At 59.1% G+C, this 22043-nt stretch carries 17 protein-coding genes and 1 tRNA gene; 11 read left to right on the top strand and 7 right to left on the bottom strand.

The window, feature by feature from the left end:
- Window positions 1–145 precede the first annotated feature (145 nt).
- Window positions 146–898 (top strand): SDR family oxidoreductase, encoded by a 753-nt coding sequence (locus tag JNN07_17385; protein MBL9169517.1) that lies wholly within the window; start codon window positions 146–148, stop codon window positions 896–898.
- A gap of 30 nt (window positions 899–928) precedes the next feature.
- Here JNN07_17385 and JNN07_17380 read toward each other — a convergent pair whose 3' ends face one another.
- Entirely contained in the window at window positions 929–2362 is a 1434-nt protein-coding gene (locus tag JNN07_17380; protein ID MBL9169516.1) for a hypothetical protein, read from the bottom strand.
- A gap of 240 nt (window positions 2363–2602) precedes the next feature.
- Here JNN07_17380 and JNN07_17375 point away from each other — a divergent pair, with 240 nt between their 5' ends.
- From JNN07_17375 to JNN07_17355, 5 genes are all read left to right on the top strand, one after another.
- Window positions 2603–3346 (top strand): class I SAM-dependent methyltransferase, encoded by a 744-nt coding sequence (locus JNN07_17375; GenBank protein MBL9169515.1) that lies wholly within the window; start codon window positions 2603–2605, stop codon window positions 3344–3346.
- A 49-nt stretch (window positions 3347–3395) separates the two neighbouring features.
- The gene (locus tag JNN07_17370) at window positions 3396–4604 is read left to right on the top strand and encodes a glycosyltransferase family 4 protein (GenBank protein ID MBL9169514.1); all 1209 of its coding nucleotides are present in this window, start codon (window positions 3396–3398) and stop codon (window positions 4602–4604) included.
- Window positions 4605–5541: 937 nt separating this feature from the next.
- The gene (locus JNN07_17365; protein MBL9169513.1) at window positions 5542–5955 is read left to right on the top strand and encodes a VOC family protein; all 414 of its coding nucleotides are present in this window, start codon (window positions 5542–5544) and stop codon (window positions 5953–5955) included.
- Window positions 5956–5993: 38 nt separating this feature from the next.
- Window positions 5994–6398: a hypothetical protein gene (locus tag JNN07_17360; GenBank protein ID MBL9169512.1), complete on the top strand. Its 405-nt coding sequence runs from the start codon at window positions 5994–5996 to the stop codon at window positions 6396–6398.
- Window positions 6399–6782: a hypothetical protein gene (locus tag JNN07_17355; protein MBL9169511.1), complete on the top strand. Its 384-nt coding sequence runs from the start codon at window positions 6399–6401 to the stop codon at window positions 6780–6782.
- Between the two features lie 47 nt (window positions 6783–6829).
- Here the strand turns inward: JNN07_17355 and JNN07_17350 are convergent, their stop codons facing one another.
- The gene (locus JNN07_17350) at window positions 6830–7450 is read right to left on the bottom strand and encodes a hypothetical protein (GenBank protein ID MBL9169510.1); all 621 of its coding nucleotides are present in this window, start codon (window positions 7448–7450) and stop codon (window positions 6830–6832) included.
- 299 nt (window positions 7451–7749) lie between these two features.
- On the opposite strand from JNN07_17350, the gene JNN07_17345 reads away from it, so the two are divergent.
- Window positions 7750–10086, top strand: a complete 2337-nt coding sequence (locus JNN07_17345) for a hypothetical protein (protein ID MBL9169509.1) — start codon at window positions 7750–7752, stop codon at window positions 10084–10086.
- Between the two features lie 4 nt (window positions 10087–10090).
- Here the strand turns inward: JNN07_17345 and JNN07_17340 are convergent, their stop codons facing one another.
- Both JNN07_17340 and JNN07_17335 read right to left on the bottom strand, forming a co-directional pair.
- Window positions 10091–11443, bottom strand: coding sequence for a dienelactone hydrolase family protein (locus JNN07_17340; protein MBL9169508.1), 1353 nt, complete (start codon window positions 11441–11443; stop codon window positions 10091–10093).
- A 680-nt stretch (window positions 11444–12123) separates the two neighbouring features.
- The gene (locus tag JNN07_17335) at window positions 12124–12747 is read right to left on the bottom strand and encodes a PEP-CTERM sorting domain-containing protein (GenBank protein MBL9169507.1); all 624 of its coding nucleotides are present in this window, start codon (window positions 12745–12747) and stop codon (window positions 12124–12126) included.
- 541 nt (window positions 12748–13288) lie between these two features.
- Here JNN07_17335 and JNN07_17330 point away from each other — a divergent pair.
- A tRNA-Leu gene (locus tag JNN07_17330) sits at window positions 13289–13376 on the top strand.
- A 494-nt stretch (window positions 13377–13870) separates the two neighbouring features.
- On the opposite strand, the gene JNN07_17325 is transcribed toward JNN07_17330, so the two are convergent.
- The gene (locus JNN07_17325; protein ID MBL9169506.1) at window positions 13871–14992 is read right to left on the bottom strand and encodes a Gfo/Idh/MocA family oxidoreductase; all 1122 of its coding nucleotides are present in this window, start codon (window positions 14990–14992) and stop codon (window positions 13871–13873) included.
- Between the two features lie 412 nt (window positions 14993–15404).
- Here JNN07_17325 and JNN07_17320 point away from each other — a divergent pair, with 412 nt between their 5' ends.
- A complete protein-coding gene (locus tag JNN07_17320; GenBank protein ID MBL9169505.1) occupies window positions 15405–16562 on the top strand; it encodes a glutathione-dependent formaldehyde dehydrogenase in 1158 nt (385 codons plus the stop codon).
- Between the two features lie 87 nt (window positions 16563–16649).
- On the opposite strand, the gene JNN07_17315 is transcribed toward JNN07_17320, so the two are convergent.
- Window positions 16650–17624 carry a hypothetical protein gene (locus JNN07_17315; GenBank protein ID MBL9169504.1) on the bottom strand — a complete coding sequence of 325 codons (975 nt, stop codon included), beginning with the start codon at window positions 17622–17624 and terminating at the stop codon, window positions 16650–16652.
- Between the two features lie 61 nt (window positions 17625–17685).
- Complete coding sequence (locus JNN07_17310) at window positions 17686–18264, bottom strand: hypothetical protein (protein ID MBL9169503.1); 579 nt, start codon at window positions 18262–18264, stop codon at window positions 17686–17688.
- Window positions 18265–18715: 451 nt separating this feature from the next.
- Between JNN07_17310 and JNN07_17305 the strand changes: the two genes are divergently transcribed.
- Together JNN07_17305 and pdeM are read left to right on the top strand one after the other, a co-directional pair.
- A complete protein-coding gene (locus JNN07_17305; GenBank protein MBL9169502.1) occupies window positions 18716–21328 on the top strand; it encodes a ligase-associated DNA damage response DEXH box helicase in 2613 nt (870 codons plus the stop codon).
- A 39-nt stretch (window positions 21329–21367) separates the two neighbouring features.
- On the top strand, window positions 21368–22039 hold the full coding sequence (pdeM, locus tag JNN07_17300; GenBank protein MBL9169501.1) for a ligase-associated DNA damage response endonuclease PdeM: 672 nt from the start codon (window positions 21368–21370) through the stop codon (window positions 22037–22039).
- The last annotated feature ends 4 nt before the right edge of the window (window positions 22040–22043 follow it).

Below are 22043 nucleotides of genomic sequence, written 5' to 3'. Positions count from 1 at the left end.
GGGACATCTTTGGGAGGGCCTGGTGGTTTTGTGTCCTATTCGTCGGGGGCTTACTCCCAGGGATTTCGAGGACACTACACTAGCGCTGCCCCCGAATCGCGCTAGCTTCTGCACCAACCCCTGTGCAAGGGAGCAACAAACCTATATGAGCAGGAACGAAAATCCGGTTGGATTGGTGGTCGGAGGTTCGGGTGGAATCGGATCGGCTTTGGCGGCCCGGTTGGTGCGCAGCGGTTGGCAGGTCATCATCGCCGCTCGCGACGAAGGTCGGCTGCAATTAGCTGCTGCGGATTCGGGAGCCATCACACGGACCGTGGATGCCCGGAACAGCGCTGAGGTCGACAGTTTGGTCCAATCCGTAACCGATGAATTCGGCCGACTCGATGGCGCCGTGAACTGCGTTGGATCCATCCTCCTGAAGCCCGCCCATCTCGTCAGCGATCAAGAGTTCACCGATACAATCACCATCAACCTCCTGACCGCATTTTATCTCCTGCGGGCTTCGGCTCGAGTCATGATGAAACAATCCGAGGGAGGAAGCATCGTCCTCTGTTCCTCCGTTGCCGCCCAGCGCGGGCTAATCAACCATGAGGCCATCGCAGCAGCCAAGGCGGGTGTCGAGGGATTGGCACTCGCCAGCGCAGCGAGCTATGCCCGGTTTGGGATTCGCGTGAACTGCGTCGCTCCGGGACTCACCCGCACCAACCTCACCCGGACCTTCACACAACACGAGTCCGTCGCCAAAGCCTCCGCGGCCCTACATCCCCTGGGCAGGATTGGAGAAGGGTCTGAAGTCGCCTCGGCCATTCAGTGGCTGCTCGACCGTGAACAGAGCTGGGTTACCGGCCAAGTGATCGGCATCGATGGCGGACTCGGACATCTCCAAGCCCGAGGCTGACTCCGCGGGCCTGGCGAGATGGCGGCCGGGCTACTTGCCGGTGACCATGAACCGAAGCCACCGGGTGCGCAACTCGCGCGCTCCCAGAATGGGCCAAAACCAGAAGTTAAACAGCGCCGCCACCGCCAACGGTGTGAAGGTCAAAATGCTCAACCCCTGACGCAGCCATTCTGAAACACCGTTCGGGTCGGAGGGAGCGACGCCCAGTCGGCGGAACATCAGGAAGACTACCAGAATGGTGGTCACATTGGTGATGACCGTCGGCCAGAGGGAGGGGATACGGTTGCGAACCAGGGAAAGCAGGGTGGTCCAAAACACAAACTGGGTTTCGAAAAATCCGTAGGCGAGCATGCCCACGAACATACCGGTCGGCAGCAGTTGGCGCTCCGACCGGAGGAATTCGAGGGCGAGCGGCCCGATCGGGACAGCCGCCAGCGCAAGAACGAGGAAGGTGAGGGTTTGCATCCAGAGCCGAGGCCAGAGGAGCTGGCGCAAGGCCTCGGTATTCTGCAGCTTCCCCAGCTGCCCCACCAAGGGCCACTTAACCGAACACCAGACCAGGGCCATGCTCGAGATTAATTGAGTCACCTGGGCCGTGAGCCCATAGCTGGACGTGACATTCAATCCGAGGTAATGGGAACAAATCAGGGTATTGGCGCGGGTGGCCAGGTAGACACTCAAAAACTGCAGCCCCGTACGCCAGCTGTTCGGCCAAAGTACGGCGAGCAGCGACTCCGACGGCACCGTGGACGGGGGCACTCCCAGAAAGGCGAGGCATCGACGTTTGGAGAAGCTCCGATGCACGGTGCTTGAGATGAGTCCCGCCACCGGAAGCGCCATCAATCCCCAACCCGCGATCAAGAACCCGGACGCCAGCACGAGTCGCAAGGCGTAGGCGATCGCTGCGATCCGAGCGCTCGGCAGGACCTGATTCAAGCCGCGCAGGTAGGTGTTCCACCATCCGGCATAGATCTCCAAAACCGAGGCTCCGAGAACCAGCCCCCAGGCGGTCCAGGTCAACTCGGGATGCGAAGTCTCCTGCACCCGTGACGCCACGGTCAGAGAGCCTACAATCCCAATCACGACCAGAGCGGCCAAGGAGAGGACTAAGAATAAACGCTGCGTTGAATGGAGCAGCTGCCACAGCAAGGCCCGATTGGGCTGCCCGCCGGCCGGCGTCTCCACCAATCCCTCCGCCTTGAGATGCGTCGCTCCGGCCATCGCATAGGAAACATTCCGTCCCACCGAGGGGGAGAAGCCAAAATCAAAGAGAATCACCAGGCTGCTCAGCTCCATGAACACCCAATACATCCCCAGATCGTTTCCCCCCATGATCTCGGGCCGGAGGACCAACGGGAGCAAGATGAGGCCGGAGGCCACCCGCAGTCCTTGGAAGGCCCAGGACCACAGAACCGGAGAATGCAGCAGACGGTGAAAGCGAGGATTGGTGGGGGTGGCGGTCAAAGTTAAAGTTTCAACTCTTTAGTCGGTTCGGCACGAACAATCCTGGGAGAGCAACCGCCAGGCGGTCAAGGCTGGGTGTCAGCTGTCCTGTTCTGGGACAGGATTTCGCGACTGATCCCGCAACGCAGTTCGACACCCCGCCGCCGCCCGAGTTCAATCCTTCTTCGCTAAGGATCAGGAATTAATCGCTTTACAGAGGATTCAAATCGATCGACATTCAGAGGCAGAATCGAGCATTGCATGGGTGTTTCTCAAACCAGTCCAGCGGGCGCGTCAGGGTTTTCCGAAACCCAATCTCCAGCCCATGTTCCTTACCACATCGATCCCTCGAACCGGTTTCACTGGTATGAGAATCATTGGAAACGCATCGCCCTGGAACTCCTGCTCCGTCACGTCTCGCCCGCGGGCCGAACGGTGCTCGATTACGGCTGCGGCCGGGGAGAAACGCTCGACATCTTTAAACACTCCGGATTCAGCGTCACCGGCACCGATACCGATCCGGAGTGCGTGCGCCTGGCGTCGAGCTTTGGAAAGTCAGTGCTGCTCCAGCCCGAAAGAGCGGTGGAACAGTTCGGAAAGAAGAGCTTTGACCTGGTCACCTGCTTCCACGTCCTCGAGCATGTCCCCTGCCCGGTTCAAACCCTGAACGATATCGCATCGATCGCGAAGGAGCACGTGCTGCTCGCCGTGCCCAACCTGCGGCAACTACGCTGGATCGGCACACGCAAGATCGACCTGGCCTGGGTGAACGAGGGACATATGCAGGCGTGGGACCACTGGCACTTTCTAAATCTGGCGCAGCGCTTCTGCGGACTCGAGCTAGTGGAATGGGGCTTCGATGCCACCATCCTCCCCGGAGTCAGCGAACTAGCGGTCAAGATCGGCGGAAACGATCTCGCGATCAAGCTGGAGACCGGCCTGTTCCGAAAACTCTTTCCCTTCCACGGAATCTCGGTGCTCGGACTATTCCGCGTGAAGCGCTGAAAGCGACGAACAGAATCCAGATCCAATCCAACCCACGGTTCATTCACGGATGGAAGCCCCCTCCAGAACATCGCCGCTGAAGGTCGCGTGGTTCAGTTATTTTCCCATCGAGTGGCTCGATGGGCTCCCGCCCGAGTTGCAGTCGTTGCCCCGAATGCATCCCGCCACCTGGCAGCGGGTGCTGATCGCCGAACTGCAGAAGGATCCCACTCTGGAGCTGCACGTGCTGGTGCTCCGCAAGCAGTTTCCCCGGACGCTTTCCTTCCAACAGGGCAACACCACCTTCCACTGCCTGAAGGTTCCCGGCGGGTTCCGTGCGCCGTCCCTGTTCTGGCTCGACACGTGGTCGGTGTCGCGCGCCTTGCGTCGAATCCAACCGGACCTGGTTCATGCCTGGGGCACGGAGAACGGCGCCGCGTTGATCGCTGCGCGACTGCGCTACCCCGCTCTCGTCACCATGCAGGGGATCATGGGATGGATGAAGGAACTCGGAGTCGCCAATTCCTACCAGCGCTTCGCCGCCCGGCTCGAACCGGGCAGTCTGCGGCGCGCCACCGATGTCTCGGCCGAGTCCAGCTTCGCCATCGGATACCTCGGAGAACGTTACCCCCACCTTCAGCTCCGGCATATTGAGCACGCCCCCGCCTGGGGCTTCCACCAGATGGCCCGCAAGCCTGAGTTGTCACCGCTGCGTCTTATCTCGATCAGCACTCTTGGCCATGCGAAGGGAACCGACGTTCTGCTCCAGGCGTTGGAGCCACTTTGCAGCCAGCTGAAATTCCGGGTGGTGCTCATCGGCGGAGCGCCGCCCGAGGTGTTGGAAATCTATCGACAGCAGACCTCCCCGGAGCTCTGGTCCCGGATTGAGTTCAAGAACCACCTGACCTCCGCAGAGATCGCCACCGAGCTGAGTCGTGCCGCCCTGATGATCTACCCGACCCGAGCAGACAACAGCCCCAATGCGGTGAAGGAGGCGGTGGTCACGGGACTGCCGGTGGTCGCCAGTGCGATTGGCGGGATCGTGGACTATGTAATCCCCGGAGAGAACGGGTTCTTGTTTCCTTCCGGCGATGTGGCCGCTTGTCGCCAAGCAATCGAAAACGCTCTTGCTCACCCTACCTTGTCGAAAGGGCTCATCGACGAAGTGGTGCTCGCACGGTCGCGCGATCAGCTGTCCCCCGCAACCATGGCGAGGAAATTTCGTGATGCCTACGCCGACATTGCCAGCCGGCGAGGCGCCGGAGCCAGGGTGGTGTAGGTGCTCCCGCGTCCGGGGACGCGGGAGCTATGGACTGCGGTGGCACGACACCGCTTTTCCTTCACGCCAACCCATCCCCTCGAACCCACGCACTCAACATAGGCGCACCAGCAGCCACTCCGTCGGAACCTAGCCTCACCGCCTTCTCGATTCGGCCCTCGCTGAAGCCCACGCCAAGCCCAACAAACACGCCGCCATCGCGGGAAGCAGGGAGGGCTCAGGAATGGCCAAACTAAAGTTGCCATACCGACTGACGACGCTGCCTGTCCCAGCGGATCGGGTTTGTAGATGTAGTTCTCCCGGCCCACCCCCAAAGTCCCTTGATAAGTCAGGGATCCCTGCGTCGAAGCAGCCCTGATCGCACTCAACATCACCAAGCAAAGGAAGAATGTTTTCATGGTGAGTCCTCGATAGTCCGGGAGCCTGGTCAATTCACCCGTTTTACTCTCAGGAAAACGGTTAATAAAGCCATATCCAGGAGACGGGTGTGATTCCAATTGGGTGAAGCCCGTAAGGAAATCGTCACCCAGGTAGGGAGAGACTCTGTCGAGCCCATGAATGCCCGAGGTGCGAACGAATTTGATGAGCCTCGGCGAAGAGCGTTGATGGGGGGTCGAGGACGAAAGGCCTTATCGGGCTGACCCCTTGTGTTGCAGGGGAGCATGGGGCCCTTATGGGCTTGACGACATCAGAACTATAACCTCAATCGGATCGACCTTCGATCAAGTCTCTCCCTACCTTGGTGATGTTTTCCTGACGAGGTTCACCCGGAAGCACCCACCCCCCTCAAACCACACCCCAAGTTTGAACTCGCCCCACGAAACCGCGGCAGGCAGCTTTCTTCCGTTTCATGTCCTCAGCGAGGACTTCGGTTCGTCGATCTGTGACGACCGAATCGGATCAACCACAGCGCCAAACACCGCAGCCCCACTCCAACATGAGCGACAAACCCTCAAAACGCCCCGCCAAGAAGGCCGCTAAACCCGCCGCCAGCATCGTCTGGTTCGAAATCCCCGCCGACAAACCGGAGCGAGCCAAGAAGTTCTACGAGCAATTGTTCGGCTGGAAGATCACTCCGTTCCCCGGGATGACCGACTACTGGCATATCGATACTGGGGGCGACGATGCCTCCCCCGATGGTGGCCTCATGTCACGTAAGTACCCCGGACACCCGATCACGAGCTATGTCTGTGTCCCCTCTGTGACTCGACACATGGCGAAGGTCAAGAAGCTCGGGGGCCGGGTCTGCTTGCCCAAAACCCCAGTACCAGGAATGGGTTACCTTGCGATTTGTGAAGATACGGAGGAGAATACCTTCGCCCTGTGGGAACCGAACCCCAAAGCCAAATAGACCGAAGCGCAACGAACGAACGCACAACGCAAACTTTTATGAGCGAACCCACCAAGAACGGTTGCATGCTAATCTTTCGCAGCAACGACTGGTACAAAGGACTTTCCCCGGAGGAGATGCAACAGGTCGCCGATCACTGGATGGCTTGGTTCAAAGGCCTGATGGACGACGGCCGGGCTGTCGCCGGCAATCCCCTGGAACCCGGCGGTCGAATCGTCGCCGAGAGGAATGGCCGCGTGGTGACCGATGGCCCTTTCGCCGAATCCAAGGAAACCATCGGCGGATATTTCCTTCTGAAGGTGAATACCCTCGAAGAAGCCGTCGCGATCGCCCAACAATGCCCGGGCCTTCCCTACGGCATTCGAGTCGAAGTACGCCCCGTGGCCGCGGAATGCCCGCTGGTGCGCGAGGTTTACTCCGAACCCGTTCACGCCAAAGTCTAAATGAAATACCTACCTACTATCGCTGGAGTGTTGCTCGGGCTGCTCTTCGTCGCCTCCGGCATCGTCGTGCTGTTCAAGCTCGTCCCCATGCCACCGCCACCCGAAGGCACCCCAGCGGGTCACTTTATGACCGCCTTCGCACCCACCGGCTACCTCACCTTCGTCAAGGCATTGGAGGTCATCGGGGGAATCCTGGTGGCGATACCTAAAACCCGGAACCTAGGCCTCTTGGTCCTGGGCCCGATCATCGTCAATATTTTGGCTTTTCATGCCTTCGTCATGAACGGAGCCGGGCTGTTCGATCCGCCCATCTTGATCCTGAGCGCCCTCGCCCTCTACCTCCTCTGGGTCGGACGAAAGGCATTTGCAGGTTTAGCCGCTTAGCTTTCAAAAGGGATGTGTTAGCCCAGGAAAAAGCAGGGCGCCGCCGATCACCGACGACGGCGCGACCTGACCCATCCGAACACGACAGCAGCCGCCACCGCGCTGAGGTACGTGGGCTCTGGAACGGGGATGATGGCGAAGGCTCGCAAGTTGACTGCCATATTCCCTGTGCCGAGAACAGGAGTTCCGTCACGAGTAATGCCGCCCAACACATGCTTAAAATGCTCGGACGCCCCTCGCACCAAGGCGTCCTTCCACTGAATGATGACGCCGCCGTCGTTTTTCCAGGCTCTCAGCTGGAGGGTCACTGTATCTCCGCCAAAGGTATCAGGGATCTCCAGCTTGGCCTTCCCGAAAATTAATCCTGCTGTGTTTCCTGATCGAAAAGTAGTTAAGGATCCGGGCACTGGCTTGAGGCTATCACCCCCAGAGCCCGAGAGGGGCGAGTACCACAGCTGAGCGCTGTAATCAGCGCCAGCAAGCCTCTCACAACAGGCGAGATACTGCTCTTGCGTCGCACCTCCTGGATACACCTCCATCAAATTCAAAAAGACATACTTCTCCTTGCCGGTTCCGCCCGTGTTTTGGTACGAGAGCGAGCCGTTGACCTGGGCAGACATCCCGAGGGCAGACCAGGCTAGAAGGCAAAGGCAACATAACGTTTTCATAACAGATTTTCGGTAGATGAGTTGGAAGAAAGTCTCGGTTGATCGCTGGCTTGGTGGCGCATGAGAACGGGTTAAATCCCACTCCAAAGAGTGAATCCAATAGCGGTGTTGAACCAACTTAATGATCGATTTCAAAAATGTCAATTTTCAGGAAAATCTCAGCGCAAGCCGAACGAGAGTAGCAACAATGACAAGAATGATTGCGATTGCGGATACCTGGCGAAAACCGGCCGATGATACCAGCCCAAGGTGCATTTCCATTGACTCCCCGGGAATCCAAAACAAAGTAGGCTCCACCAATGACACTACTGTCGTCGAAAACTCTGGGTGCCGCCGTCGGCACGATGGCTCTAGCACTGCTGGCCTTCTCCAGTCAGGCCGCAGAGCCGGCCTCCAAAGGTCCTAACTACTTTCAAGACGACTTTCCCTTCCAAGGGGCCTGCATCACGGCCAAGGGCCCCGGAACCAACGTGGCCATGAAGGGATTCGCCATCCGGGTGGGGAAGGACGCCAACCTGCTTTGGGATACCGATCTCCTCCGCATGGCGGCAGGCTGGACCGGCGGCTACATCACCGGCAAAGGGGTGGTGTACAACGCCTCGCATGGCGAACACCCCTCAATCGTCGGAACACAGGCGTTCGGCACCCGACCTGAGCCCGGGTGGGCTAACGCCCAGGGACAGTTCGTCGACCCACGCCCCGAGCCGTTCGGTCCCCTGCCCGCCTCGGATTGTCGCTGGGATGGCATGCATGTGCAGGGCATGAACGTGGTGCTCGCCTATACAGTGCTCGACACCCCGATCTTGGAGCAGCCCTCCAGCATCCAGGCCGACGGACAGGTGGGATTCATCCGCAGTTTTCAAGTCAAGACCGCAGCCCACGACCTCAAAGCCTCCATCGCTGTGCTGGAGAACGCGACTTCGACCGCTTTCGGCAACGGCATCCAGCTGGTGGCGGGAACCAACGCCCTCACCGCTCAACTGGTGCAGGCCCCTCCGGGTGTGAAACTGGCTCAAGAGGCAAACTCGCGGGTGGTGCTCACGATCCCGAAAGGAACGAAGGACGCGGTGTTCAGTGTCGTGATCTGGGGTGGATCGCCGGACAATGCGGCCAAGTCCGCCGCCCTGGCGACCCAAACTAAGCCCGCCGTTTTCGATGTTTCTCAAGGCGGGCCGACCCACTGGCCCGAGCCCGTCGTCGTTAAGGGAGCGCTGAACACCAGCGCCACTCCCGACGGCGCCTACGCGACCGACTCGATCACCGCCCCAACCCCCAATCCCTGGAACCGTCGCGTTCGCTTTGGAGGCATGGATCTCTTTGCGGATGGAAAGCGAGCCGCTTTGTGCACCCACGAAGGAGACGTCTGGATCGTGGATGGACTCGACGAGAAGCTCGAGAATCTGAAATGGAGACGGTTTGCTTCGGGACAGTACGAGACCTTGGGCCTGGCCATCGTGAATGACGTGATCTACACCTCGGGACGCGACCAAATCACGCGCTACCACGATCTCAACGGCGATGGAGAAGCGGATTACTACGAGAACTTCAACAATGAGATCATGTCCACCGAAGGGTTCCATGAGTTCGTGTTCGATCTCCAAACCGACAGCGAAGGGAATTTCTATTTCGCGAAGGCCAATCCGGTGAACAGCGGGGGCGGCGGATTCGGCAATAACGCTCGGACGCCGGGCAACGGAACCGTGTGCTCCCACTCGGGTGGATTTTTCAAGGTCAGCAAGGACGGAAAGCGATTCGAGATCGTGGCCAGCGGACTGCGCGCCCCGAACGGCATCGGAGTTAGTCCCTCCGGACAGCTCACCGCCAGCGATAACGAGGGCACCTGGGTGCCGTCCACCCCGATCCACTGGATCAGTAAGCCTGGACAATTCCTGGGGGTGATCAATCGGCTCACGCCCAAAGCCCTGGCTGATACCTATGTTCCTCCCCTCGCCTGGCTCTCCCACAACGATTACGACAATTCGGGTGGCGGACAGATCTGGGTCACGAGCAAGCAGTGGGGCCCCTTCGAAGGTGAACTCCTGCACGAATCCTATGGCAAGTCTCGAATCTTCCTGGTGCTCAAGGAGCAGACCGCCAACGGTCTGATGCAAGGAGGCGTGGTGCGCTTCCCGCTGAAGTTCACCTCTTCGTGCATGCGCGCCAAGTTCGGTCCGAAGGATGGACAGTTGTATGTCGCCGGCCTCAGCGAATGGCAGAGCAACGCGGCACGGCCTACTGGATTTGACCGGGTGCGCTATACCGGAAAGAAAGTGTATTCGGTGCGTGGATTGAAGGTCGTTAACGGCGGCGTGCAGCTCACGTTCACGGAGCCGCTCTCCCCTGAGAGCGTCGCGGATCTCCAGAACTGGACGGGAAAACGCTGGAACTACGAACGCGCCGAACACTACGGATCGCCGGAGTTCACCCTGACCAAAGACGACAAAGGCAACTGGGTGAAAGGTCGGGAAACCATCACGATCACCAAGGCGCAGCTGTCGGGGGATGCCCGCACGGTGACCGTGGACATCGCGGACTTCAAGCCGGTGATGCAGCAGTTCCTTAAGTGGAACCTCCAGGCGGCCGACGGCACGCCCGTCGCGCAGGAGATCCAGCACACCGTCCATGTGATTCCCTGACGATTCAGACCCAGCGACGCAGCCACTCCCAGGCCTCGGCCTGCATCTCGCCATTGAACTCGTGAGGCGTGTCGTAGAGTCGTGTTCGACAGTGGTCCGCCGCACCCGCCTTGGTGTAGCAAGCATTGAGCTTCGCGAAACTGGCCTTCACACCATCCAGGTGAAAGAGCGCATCCTTCGAACCGTTGATTACCAGGAGCGGCGTCGGCATCGCCAGCGACGCCACATCCGGATAGTCCAAATGCTGATAAAGCCCCGGCACGACTTTGGTGAACCCAATCGTGTTGCGGATGTGCTTGTGGAGCTGCCAGGGAAACGAAGCCATCCACCCTACCACCACCGCGGCGCGAATGCGATCATCCAAGGCCGCCAGATGGCAGGACCGCAATCCTCCCACCGATAATCCGACGCACCCAATTCGACGCGGATCCACATCGGGACGGGACAGGAGATAGTCGACGGTCCGGATATCGTCCCAGAACATCACCCCCGGCCAAGTAAACCCGGCAGAATAGATCGTGCGCCCCACCAGTTGCTCGTTCTGTCCGGCCCGGGCATTGAACGCCTGAATGCGCTCTTTCGATAGCGTCGAGGGTCGATCCCGCCAATCTGCTGGATCCCCATCGAGCATCAGGCGTCGTTCGCCCCAGTAGAACATGTCGATCACCACCACGATATAACCCTGGCGAACGAGTTCGATCGCGATCGACTTGCCGCCGTAGTAATCCTTACGAAAGTCCTGGAGTGCTGGATTCTCCTCGGGCAGCGCCACGATTTTCTCCTTTCCCCAGAGATAAAACCCTCCGTGATCGTGGAGCGCGACAATGGCCGGGGCAGGCAGAGGAACATTCTTCGGAACGAGCACAAAAGCGGGGACCCGAACATCGGGAGTCGTGTTGAACTTCACCCGTTCTCGATAATAGTCACCACAATCGATTCGCTCCGTCGTTTCGGCTGCAGGCGAACAGGAAGGAGGAGAATAGTGCAACAGATCCAGCAGCTTGCCACGCGCTGTCTTCTTCCATTTCCGAACCGAACGAAACCTCGAGTTGAGAAAAGAGAGTGGGAATTCCCCGTGGATCGCCTGGCTGTTCACGAACGGGAATAGGGATCCGATATCTGCTCCGGCGGGATCCGATCCCGCCGGAGCAGATGCGGCAAAGGCTTGGAGTTGCGTCGGCCCGCCTCCCGCTACGAAAAGCGACCCGAGGCTGGCGGTAACCGAGGCACGAAGAAAGCCACGGCGATCGAGACCTTCCGAATCCGATCGATCCTGCGTTCTACCTTCGACGGAGGATGATTCAGTCCTGGCTGGGAAGGTTGGCAAGCCACTGGAGTGATACGCGATCGGTTTCATGGAAAATTTGTGAGCGGAACCCACTGGAGAATAGGTGTTCGAACCAGCTCGTCGTGGAGTTCGCCTCGCGTTATCGGCAATGCATCGCCACACGTCAAGCCTCACGCGACCAACCCCGCTTTTGGAGTGCGTGCAGCCCCCTGCCGCTTTGGTTCCCCCAACGGAGTTGGCCCCCTTCGTTCTCCCCCCCCCACTACCGACCCCGGAGGCGATGGAAACTTCGAGTGAGGTCAGGAGATCCGACCACCGAATACTCACCGTTCGCGAGTTGAACTCCAGCCCGTGGAGACCATCCCCACCGAAATTACTTTCAAGGGACTCCTGAAGAGATCCTCGAGAGCAAAGGGCAGAGTCTTGCTCGAGAGCCCTTTCATGAGAGGCTGGTTAAGAAGGCCGGTGTTCAACACCGCAGCCAACATGCCACAGCCGGGAGCGACGAACAATGACATGCGGCAAAGGCGACGCAATCGTGGTTCAGGCCTTCAGCTCCTAAGGGAGGGATGGAGTCGCTAACTCTGAAAAGGAGAATGAAGGGCCCGCCGGACTCCAGCACCAAGGGTGCGTCCAATACCAGCCTGGGGTGGAGCCCCAGGAAACGGTGCACCTTGATAAAGAGGGCTGAAAGCCCGCCCCATCCTTGATGGCCACGACCTGTACATATCGCTCTCCTATTCACGCGATCAATCCCCCCGCCTCGACAACCTAAGCATCCCAGCGATTCCAAATCCGACCAGCAGGATTGCCGAAGGCTCGGGCACAATAGCCAAACTGAAGTGCGACAACTGGCGGAAGAGGCTACTGTCCCCGAGCTGTGGGGAACCGTCCCGATCGACCCCAGCAAGCACGTGATTTATAGGAAGCGAAGCCCCTCTCTCTGTTGCCAAATCCCATTGTGAGATAGTTCGTCCCTCATTGTTCCACACGCGCAGCTGAAGAGTGACTCTATCGCCGCCGAACGTGCCCACGATGTCCAACTTTGACTTCCCGACGATCAGCCCAGCGGTAGCCCCTGTTCTGAAGTACACCTGCGAACCAGCAATCGGCCGAAGCGAGGATTCACCGGCGTCAGCCTTGGGAGCATACCAGAGCTCGGCGGTGTAGCCGATGCCCTCGACCTTCTGAAACCCGGCGTAATCCTCAAGTGCGCCTCCCCTCTTGGGCACGGTGGGATGGAGCGGATCCGGCTGAAAGACATAGGCTGGGCGAAAGTTGAGCTGTCCAATTTGGTAAGTGAGTGAACCTTGCGCGAACCCGTCCACCAACGCTGCGAGGCCACAACTGAAGGTCAAAAGGATAGCTTTCATAAGGGAGGCGACCGTTGCATCGACCGCTCCGATGTCTTGAGCAATACAACATCGTGCTACCCAAAGCAACCCTACGTCATGGGCTGGAAGCGATGGGTATGATTGTTCCCCGCTGAAGGGGATCCTCACTTCTTCGCCTGAGTTCCTGAGGCCGAAGCCGAGAACCCGCAGGGTTCAAAGAAATTAGCCGGGGCGTGGAGCGAAGCGACACCCCCGGTCTGCCGGCTCCCTATTCAACAGCACCCTGAAAGGTGTGCCACTCGTCCGCGAACGGACTGATGAATTGCTTGGTTTCCTTGAGTCGGGTGCCGCAAGTCTCAGAAGCCGGTGGCATCGCTGCGCGATGCTCCGTACTGTTAACGGTTCCGGGGGTGCGAGCACCCCCGGCTACATCTCTTTGAACCCTGCGGGTTCGGGCCCGGCCGACAAAGTGAGAAAAACCGGCGTTACCCAACTTGTTTGGCCTCCATTTTTCGATCGTGACATGGGCCCCCAATCCAAAGCAGATTCATTCGACACGGCGTAAGCCGTGTGGCACACCGCCAGTGTGGCGAAATGGCAGACGCACGGGACTTAAAATCCCGGGGCCTTAAACAGCCGTGCGGGTTCGAGTCCCGCCACTGGCACCAGCCTTCGCTCGAACATCGTGAGAGCAAGGCTGCCACGTCGTAGCTTCAGCGAAGACGGGCTTCGACGAACATCCTTTGATGCTACGGCTTGGCAAGCCAGCCAAACCTAGGCCTACGGCATAGACGAAACTTCGCTCGAACATCATGAGAGCAAGGCTGCCACGTCGTAGTCCTACGAAGACGGGCTTCGACGAACATCCATTGGTGCTACGGCTTGGCACGCCAGCCTAAATTAGGCCTGCGGCTCAATTTGCCATTCGCTCGAACATCGTGAGAGCGAAGGCTGCCACGTCGTAGTCCTCCGAAGACGGGCTTCGACGAACATCCATTGATGCTACGGACATGGGCAGCCGTCCTCCATAGCTTTAGCGAAGGAGGAAGCCAGCCTAAATTAGGCCTGCGGCTCAATTTCCCCTTCGCTCGAACATCATGAGAGCAAGGTTGCCACGTCGTAGTTCTAAGACGTCAGGATAGCGCGATCAGGGCGGTCGTTTCTACCGGTGGGGTGACTCGGCTCGAACCTTGGCCGGATGCTTGACGCGCGGCCGCCGGATACTCTGACCGAGATCGGGCCTTCGAAGTCCCCCTCGACTTCGAATCCTCACCGGTCGACGGTGGCGAGCGGATTCATACAGAGATCGGATGATACGCACGTCAGCTAACCCCTCGAATCCAGACGGCCCGGGTTCCCGGTCATTCAGAATGCAGTCAGAAAAGTAGAGAATCTCCGGCCCGAATTGGTCGCTTAAAGCATAGCTGCGGCGCTTTGTCCGATCCGCCACCGTAAGTTCCATCTCCATAGGTTGGGAATACTCATAGCCGTGCTTCAATCTCAGCAGCCCCTTGGTTCCGACGACGACATATTCGGCAGCGTCAGCGGCTCCAAAGCTGGTGGTGAAGCTGGCCAACCGATTCTGAGGAAACTGCATGATGGCGGTCGTCATCTCATCCACTTCCCGAAACCGTGGATCGTCGTTCTTGGCAGTGACCGCAATCACTTCGGTCGGCTCCGACCTAAAGAGATACCGCGCGGCGTTGATACAATAAATCCCGATGTCGTAAAGGGTTCCGCCCCCGAGAGCTTTCTGGAGGCGGACATTCCCTGCCTTCACTTGCATGGTGAACACGGACTGGAAAATACGAAGCTCGCCGATCCGTCCTTCCTGAAGAAGTCGGATAGCTTCCAGATTGGTTCGTTCAAAGTGCAAACGATACGCGGTCATGAGCTTTACCCGGTTCGTTTTGCACGCCCGGATCATGTCCTGGCAGTCGGATTCGGTGACCGCGAGCGGCTTCTCACAGAGGACATGAACGCCCGCCTCAGCGGCCCGGATAGCGAACTCGCGGTGTAAGCTGTTGGGCAGCGCAATATACACGGCATCGACGCTACCGCTCTGCATCAGCCGGTCCAGCTGATCGTAGTGGCACGCGTGTGGCACGTGATAATGCTTGGCCAGATGGCGGAGCTTCTTGGGGTCATCCGAGACCAGAGCGACCAGCTCGGAGTTTTTCTCGGCATTCTGGAAGCCCGGCAGCACGGCCCCCTGGGTAATGTCCCCCAGGCCAATCACCGCATAACGAATCTTGCCACGCTGAGGAGATCGTTTTCGTTTCATAATCAGATCAATGAAGTCACAGAGCGCCGGACAGCCACGCGATTACTCTCTAAGGAGTTTGTCGACTCCTGACGGTTGCAAGCATCGCCCGCTCAGCGACGCCGCTTGCGGACGGGATCACCAACCCAGCCGCACGTGGCAGCAACCTCCAGCACAGTTCGTGCCGCCGTGCTGGAGCCACTCTGGGACGGAGCAGCTCACAATGTGCACAGTGGAGTGCATTCAGCCGCGGCGAAACGCATGGCTTCCTAGCCCATGGACGCTGGCCGAGGCAGTTGGGGCGGGCACGATTCCGGCTCTGACGCCGTGTCTTATTTTAACCCTGAATTGAAAGTGAGACGGCACAGACAATGTCATCCGCAGGCCGATCGGCAGCAGTACGACGAACGGCCTATCCGCCCAATAAATCGCTATGAAGGCCATCGTATTCCACAAGCCCAAGGACATGCGGTTCGAGCATGTTCCCGACCCCGTTCTCAAAGCAACCGACGACATCATTCTCCGTGTCACGTCTACCGCAATCTGCGGCTCGGATCTCCATATCTATAACGGATTCCTGCCCCAGAAGCGTCCCATGGTCATGGGCCACGAATTTATGGGCTTGATCGAGGAAACTGGCTCCGCCGTGCTCAATTTGAAGAAAGGCGACCGAGTCGTGGTTCCCTTTCCGATAGCCTGCGGCAGTTGTTTCTTCTGCGGTCACGACCTACCGGGGCATTGCGAGAATTCCAACCCGGACAAGTATGGTCCTGAGGGAGGGCTCTTGACCGACAAAGGTGGAGCTCTGTTCGGCTACACCGATCTGTATGGAGGTTATGACGGCGGGCAAGCGGAGTATGTACGCGTGCCCTATGCTAACTTTGGTCCCCGGCGAGTGCGCTCGGAACTGACGGATGAGCAAGTGCTGTTCTTGACCGATATCTTTCCGACGGGGTACTCCGCGGTGGACTGGGCTAGCCTTCAGGGTGGCGAGACGGTGGCAGTCTTCGGTTCCGGACCGGTCGGACTCATGGCGCAGAAATGCGCCTGGCTCAAAGGAGCGGGCCGGGTCATCGCTCTCGATGGACAAGAGTATCGACTAGCCATGGCGCGAAAGTCTGCCCATGCGGAGACCATCAACATTCATGACGGTGACTGCGTGGAAAAGATCCGCTCCATGACGGACGGCCGTGGAGCGGACGTTTGCATCGATGCGGTCGGACTTGAAGCGGAAAGATCCACCCTAGAGAAGGTGACTAATGTTCTCCACGCACAGGCCGGAACGATCAACGCACTCAGACTGGCGGTGAGCGCGGTGCGCCGAGGCGGTGTCGTGAGCGTGGTGGGAGTGTACGGGATGGCTTATGACAATTTTCCCGTCGGGCAAATCTTTGACAAAGGATTGCGTCTGTTCTTCGGCCAAGCCCCTGCTCACAAGCACATCGACGAACTGATGACCTGGGTGGAAGAGGGAAGAATCACCCTCGATGACATCATTACCCACCGGCTCCCGCTTTCCGAAGCCGCTCATGCTTACGATATATTCTGCAACAAGAAGGACGACTGCGTCAAAGTGGTGCTGAAGCCCTAATCGAAACACGAAGGCTCCGATTGCGGTCGATAGACCCAATCGGAGCCTTAACTTAAGCAAACCAACTCACGAAGAACGTCGGTCGTTTCAAGGAGCCGTGGTGGCGGTTGAGGGACGGTTCTCCAATCGCGCAGAACTGGAGTGAGTCACTACCATAGCCCGAAGGGCGCCACTGGCCCCGCAACTGCCAGAGAAGGCGGTTACGAGCAGCCCTGCCAACAAGGCAAAGAATGTCCAAATGGCAGCGTGAGATAGGTTACTAGCCGCTCGATCAGCCAGTTCCCGGGCCTTCTCTTCCAATCGGGCTTTTTCCTTGGCGAGATCATCTTGAAGTGCCTTGTAAGAGGCCGACCACTCCTCCACGGAACGAGCAGCGTCGGCTTCGCTCATTCCCGCGTAACTCTGGAGCGCCTTAACGGCGGTTGCCCGATTCTCTTGAAAGCTGCCCTCGTTCGCGGGATTGAACAAGCGCGTCAGAGCGAGGCCCACTTCTCGACGCGCGCGAATTGCGCTTTGTGGATTTACGTTGGTGGCTCCGGATGGGACGGCCTCACTGATGAAACTTGTGAGATGCTCACCGGTACGTTTAACCCCTTCCGCCGCCACCTCCGAGGCTCCTGCTGCGGCGGCCTTGGCACCAATACCCAACCCTTCTCCCAATACCTTCATGGCGCCTCCCAGCACCATGCCGGTGCCCATCGAGACCAAAAGGATAGATAGTATCAAGGTCAGGCTCCACACCATCACCCCATGAACAAAGCCGCTATGTCGGGAGCGGGAGAAACGCCCCGCCACAAAGCCGCCGAACGCCAGAGCCACCAACGCGCAAAGGGTCCAGATAATCGCGCTTCCGATGCTTAAGTTGGTCGCGGGGTTGGCGTCCGTCATGGGCGTGAAGGTCGCGAGGCCCGCACCGAGGCCCAGGGCAATCAACAACAAGTGAATGCCAATCGCCGCCACCGTGCCGCCCAGAATGGCGCGCCAACACAGGAACGGATACAAATGCCGTTCGGAAGCTCTTAGCTCCTCGGCCGAGGAAATAGGATGTTCGGTCACAATCATAAAAGAAATAGTAGAGGAAACTCAATCAGGACCAGGGAGCCGCGTGCGTCGCAACTCCAGTTCAAAAATTAATCCTGAGGCCGGTACGTAACAGGAGGCTGTCGCCCACGTTCTCCGGCCATTGATAACGTCCGTCGGTGTAGATACCCACCGTGCGGTTCAACCTAAACTCGAGGCCGACACCGGCCTGGCCCATCCAGTCCCATTGCCGATCAGTCGTTCGTCCGCCACCACCGAACAAATACGGGGCGACGCCAGAGTTACCCAAGGGAAAGCGCACAATGAGATTGGCGGCGACCGCATCCACCAAGTTCCCTCCGTTGTCAGCCATGTTCGCGTCCACCCCCACCCCGACCTGTTGAGTGAAGAAGTAGTTCAGCCCCACACCACCGCCCCAGCGACCGCGTTGACCCTTGATGCTGGTCTCGAAAAGATTCTCCACGCCGCGCTGTCCAGCCGTATAGCTACCTCCCAAATCCAGGGACAGTTCGTTGGCCGAATATAGCGGGCCTGATTTACGGTCGTACGAAAACGCGCTTGAAGCCCACTCGCGGTGATCCTGCCAAATATGGGCCCCGGAGAGTGGTAGACTCGAGACGACCAAGACAGAGGCGAGCGAAGCAATGGTTATGGGTTTCATAGGGGGATTGAGTGACGCACATTCCGGCGTCGAATTTGGTATTGGTTGATACGGTTTGGAGTTCACAGATACGGGACGAACGGATGATGAAAGCGAGAGAGGCGTAACGGAGTTCGCCTATTTTCCAATCATCTTGGCCACAATAAAGATGAGAATGGCTCCGCCCAGTCCTCCGCCCAGCAGGAGGTAAAGAAATGAATAGCCAGCAGCTGCGAGCATGGGTTCCAGAATAAGCGCGATCATAATGAGATCTCCTTAGCTTAACGCACGCCATCGAGCTAAACCGCACAGAACCAAGACTTATCGAGATCGGGAGCGCGTCTCGCCTTGCGCATTGCACGGCCGAAATTCCGGCCATGTGCGCAATGCACGAGCCGACCGGCACCGCATCGCGCCAACCGGAAGAAGTCCCGAGTCCCGCCAAAAAAAGTGGTCATTGGTCCCGCTTCCGATGAATAATCAGCTCAGCGGAAGCACGATGTCGAACCAGCGCCTGGGTTTGAAGTCCACCATTGCCGAACGTTGGCTGAAGAGCCGCGGGTGGCGGCCTTTCCCTTTTCAGCAGGCGGTGTGGGATGCGATCGCAGGTGGACAATCCGGCTTGCTCCATGCCAGCACGGGTTCGGGGAAAACTCACGCAGTGTGGCTGGGGGCCCTCAACCGCTGGATTGCCTCCCCCCCTCACACGCGGCCGTCCGGAGGAACATCCCCGACCCCAACCTCATCTCGCGCCCGCCCGGCAGCCTCCGCACCTCCTTTGTCGATCCTGTGGATCACTCCCATGCGCGCCTTGGCGGCGGATACCGAGCGAGCCTTGAATGAGCCGCTGCGAGAGCTCGATCTTCACTGGACCGTGGGCGCACGAACCGCCGATACCGCCAGCGGCCAACGGGCCAAGCAATCCCGAAGGCTCCCCACGGTCCTCATCACCACGCCCGAAAGCCTCAGCCTGCTCCTGTCCAGGCCGGAGGCTCGCGAATCGCTTTCCAACTTACGGATGGTGATTGTCGATGAATGGCATGAGCTGCTGGGAAACAAACGCGGAGCGCAGCTGCAACTGGCCATGGCCCGCCTGCGACGCTGGAATCCCGAACTTCAGACCTGGGGACTGTCAGCCACCCTGGGCAATCTCCACCACGCCCTCGAGGTCTTGGTTCCTCAGGGAGGTGGTCGCCTGTTTCAAGGCGGCCTTCACAAAGACCTGTTGATAGACACTCTGCTGCCACTCACCTTGGAACGGTTCCCGTGGGCAGGGCATCTGGGGATGCGCATGGTGCCACAAGTCGTCGCCGAACTCGAATCCACCCAGACCTCCCTGATCTTCACCAACACGCGCTCGCAATCCGAAATATGGTACAAAGCTCTGCTGGATGCCCGTCCCGATTGGGCGGGCTTGTTGGCCATCCACCACGGCTCACTGGATCGCGACCTTAGAAGGTGGGTGGAACTCGGGCTCAAATCGGGAAAACTCAAGGCCGTGATTTGCACGTCCACCCTGGACTTGGGTGTAGACTTCCTTCCGGTGGAACGCGTGTTCCAGATCGGCTCGCCCAAGGGAGTGGCGCGCCTGATGCAGCGGGCCGGCCGATCCGGACATGCCCCGGGCCAGGTGTCCCGATTGACCCTGGTGCCAACCCACAGCCTCGAGCTGATAGAGTCGGTCGCGGCGCAGGACGCCATCGTGGCCGGTGCGGTGGAACCCCGGGAGTCTCCCCACAAGCCACTGGACGTTTTGGTGCAACACCTGGTCACGGTGGCGCTGGGAGGGGGCTTTGTGCCCGAAGAATTGGTCTGGGAGATTGGCTCAGCCTACGCCTACCGCGATCTCACCGCCGAGGAGTGGCAGTGGGCGCTGGCATTCGTGCGACACGGAGGCACCTCGCTAAATGCCTATCCGGATTACCGTCGGGCGATGCCCGACGAGAATGGGGTTTGGCGGGTGCCCGATGTGCAGTTGGCACGTCGCCATCGAATGAGCATCGGCACCATCGTCAGCGAAACCAGCATAACCCTCCGATATCTGGGCAGTCGGGGGGCCGGAAAAGCGCTTGGCTCGGTCGAGGAAGGTTTCATAGCTCGCCTAAAGCCCGGGGATCATTTGCTCTTTGGAGGAAAACTGTTGGAGCTGGTGAGGGTCCATGAGATGACCGCCTATGTCCGCCGGGCTTCTGGAAAGAAGCCGGCCGTCCCGAGCTGGAACGGAGGCCGCATGCCGCTCTCCACCGAGCTTTCCCAGGCGATCGTGACGCGGATCGCCGCGGCGGCGAACGGCCGATTTGAAGGACCCGAGATGGAGCTGATACGACCTCTGCTGGAGCTCCAGCAGAGCTGGTCTGCGCTACCCACCCAGGACAAGATCCTGGCAGAAGTATTGACGACCCGCGAAGGCTGGCATCTATTTCTCTATCCCCATGGCGGCCGCAACGTGCACCTCGGGTTGGCCAGCCTCCTGGCCTGGCGCGTGGGCAGACATCATCCCTCCAGCTTTTCCATCGCAGTCAACGATTACGGCGTCGAACTGCTTTCCGCCTCCGAGTTAGACTGGGAAAGGCATCTCACTGCGGAGGCATTCAGCACCGATCATTTGTTGGAAGATTCACTGGCGAGTTTGAACGCCAGCGAACTCGCCCAGCGTCGTTTTCGCGAGATCGCCCGGATTTCCGGACTGATTTTTGCAGGCTATCCAGGTGTCCCGAAGAGCACCCGACAGCTCCAGGCTTCGTCGAGTTTGTTCTATGATGTTTTTCGCAAGTATGATCCCGGCAACCTCCTCCTTACCCAGGCGCAGCGCGAAGTGATTCGGCAGGAACTGGACCTGGAACGACTGGAGGAAACGTTGACGCGAATCAGAACGAGCCAGCTCAATTGGAAGCACCTCCAGCGACCAACGCCCTTCGCCTTTCCCCTGCTGGTGGAACGGTTTCGAGAAAGCTCGACCACTGAGAAATTGGCCGATCGCATCACGCGCATGGTCGCCGATCTCGAGAAAGCGGCCGGCCCCGAAGGAAAGGGGTGCTCGGACCGTATCTCGCCCCGGGCACCACTCGATCAGGGAAGATCCTGAACACACCGGGCATCATCAATCGTTCATGAAAACGCACCTTTGAAAACCGAGATCGAAGTAAGGATTGGGGACGAACGCCTGTTGCTGTTGGCCGGTAAAGCACTCTATTGGCCGGACCGAAGAGCCTTATGCATCGCCGACCCACATTTCGGAAAAGCAGCCGCCTACCGGTCACTTGGCCAGCCGGTGCCACACGGCACCACCGCAGACAACTTGTCACGCCTGGATACCCTGCTCTCGAAGTATCCTTGCAGCGAACTTGTGGTGCTGGGAGATTTCCTGCACGCGCCGGAATCGCATGCCTCGCTAACGCTATCCACACTCCACGCGTGGAGGAGTAAACACGCCCATCTGACCTGCACGCTCATCCGCGGCAATCATGATCGGAGGGCGGGCGATCCCCCCAGCGCACTCGCATTCAAAGTCGTCGATGAACCTTGGCGGCTGGGCCCCCTAGCCTTTCGACATACACCGACGGAGGACGCAACGCATCACGTGATTGCCGGCCATGTCCATCCAGTATTCCAATGGAGCGGAAAAGGACGTCAATCCGTGCGGCTACCCTGTTTCCAACTCCAGCCCCGCCTCACCTTGCTGCCGGCCTTCGGAGAATTTACAGGAGGCACGAGGGTCGAGCGACCAGCCGACGGTCTTGTCGTAGTGACCGACGGCTGCCAACTATGGTCGATCGGAGCCATGGCCCCTACCTAGACTC

The sequence above is a fragment of the Verrucomicrobiales bacterium genome (assembly GCA_016793885.1).
In the GTDB taxonomy this organism is placed as follows: domain Bacteria; phylum Verrucomicrobiota; class Verrucomicrobiia; order Limisphaerales; family UBA11320; genus UBA11320.
This window is presented reverse-complemented; position numbering and strand designations above follow the sequence as displayed.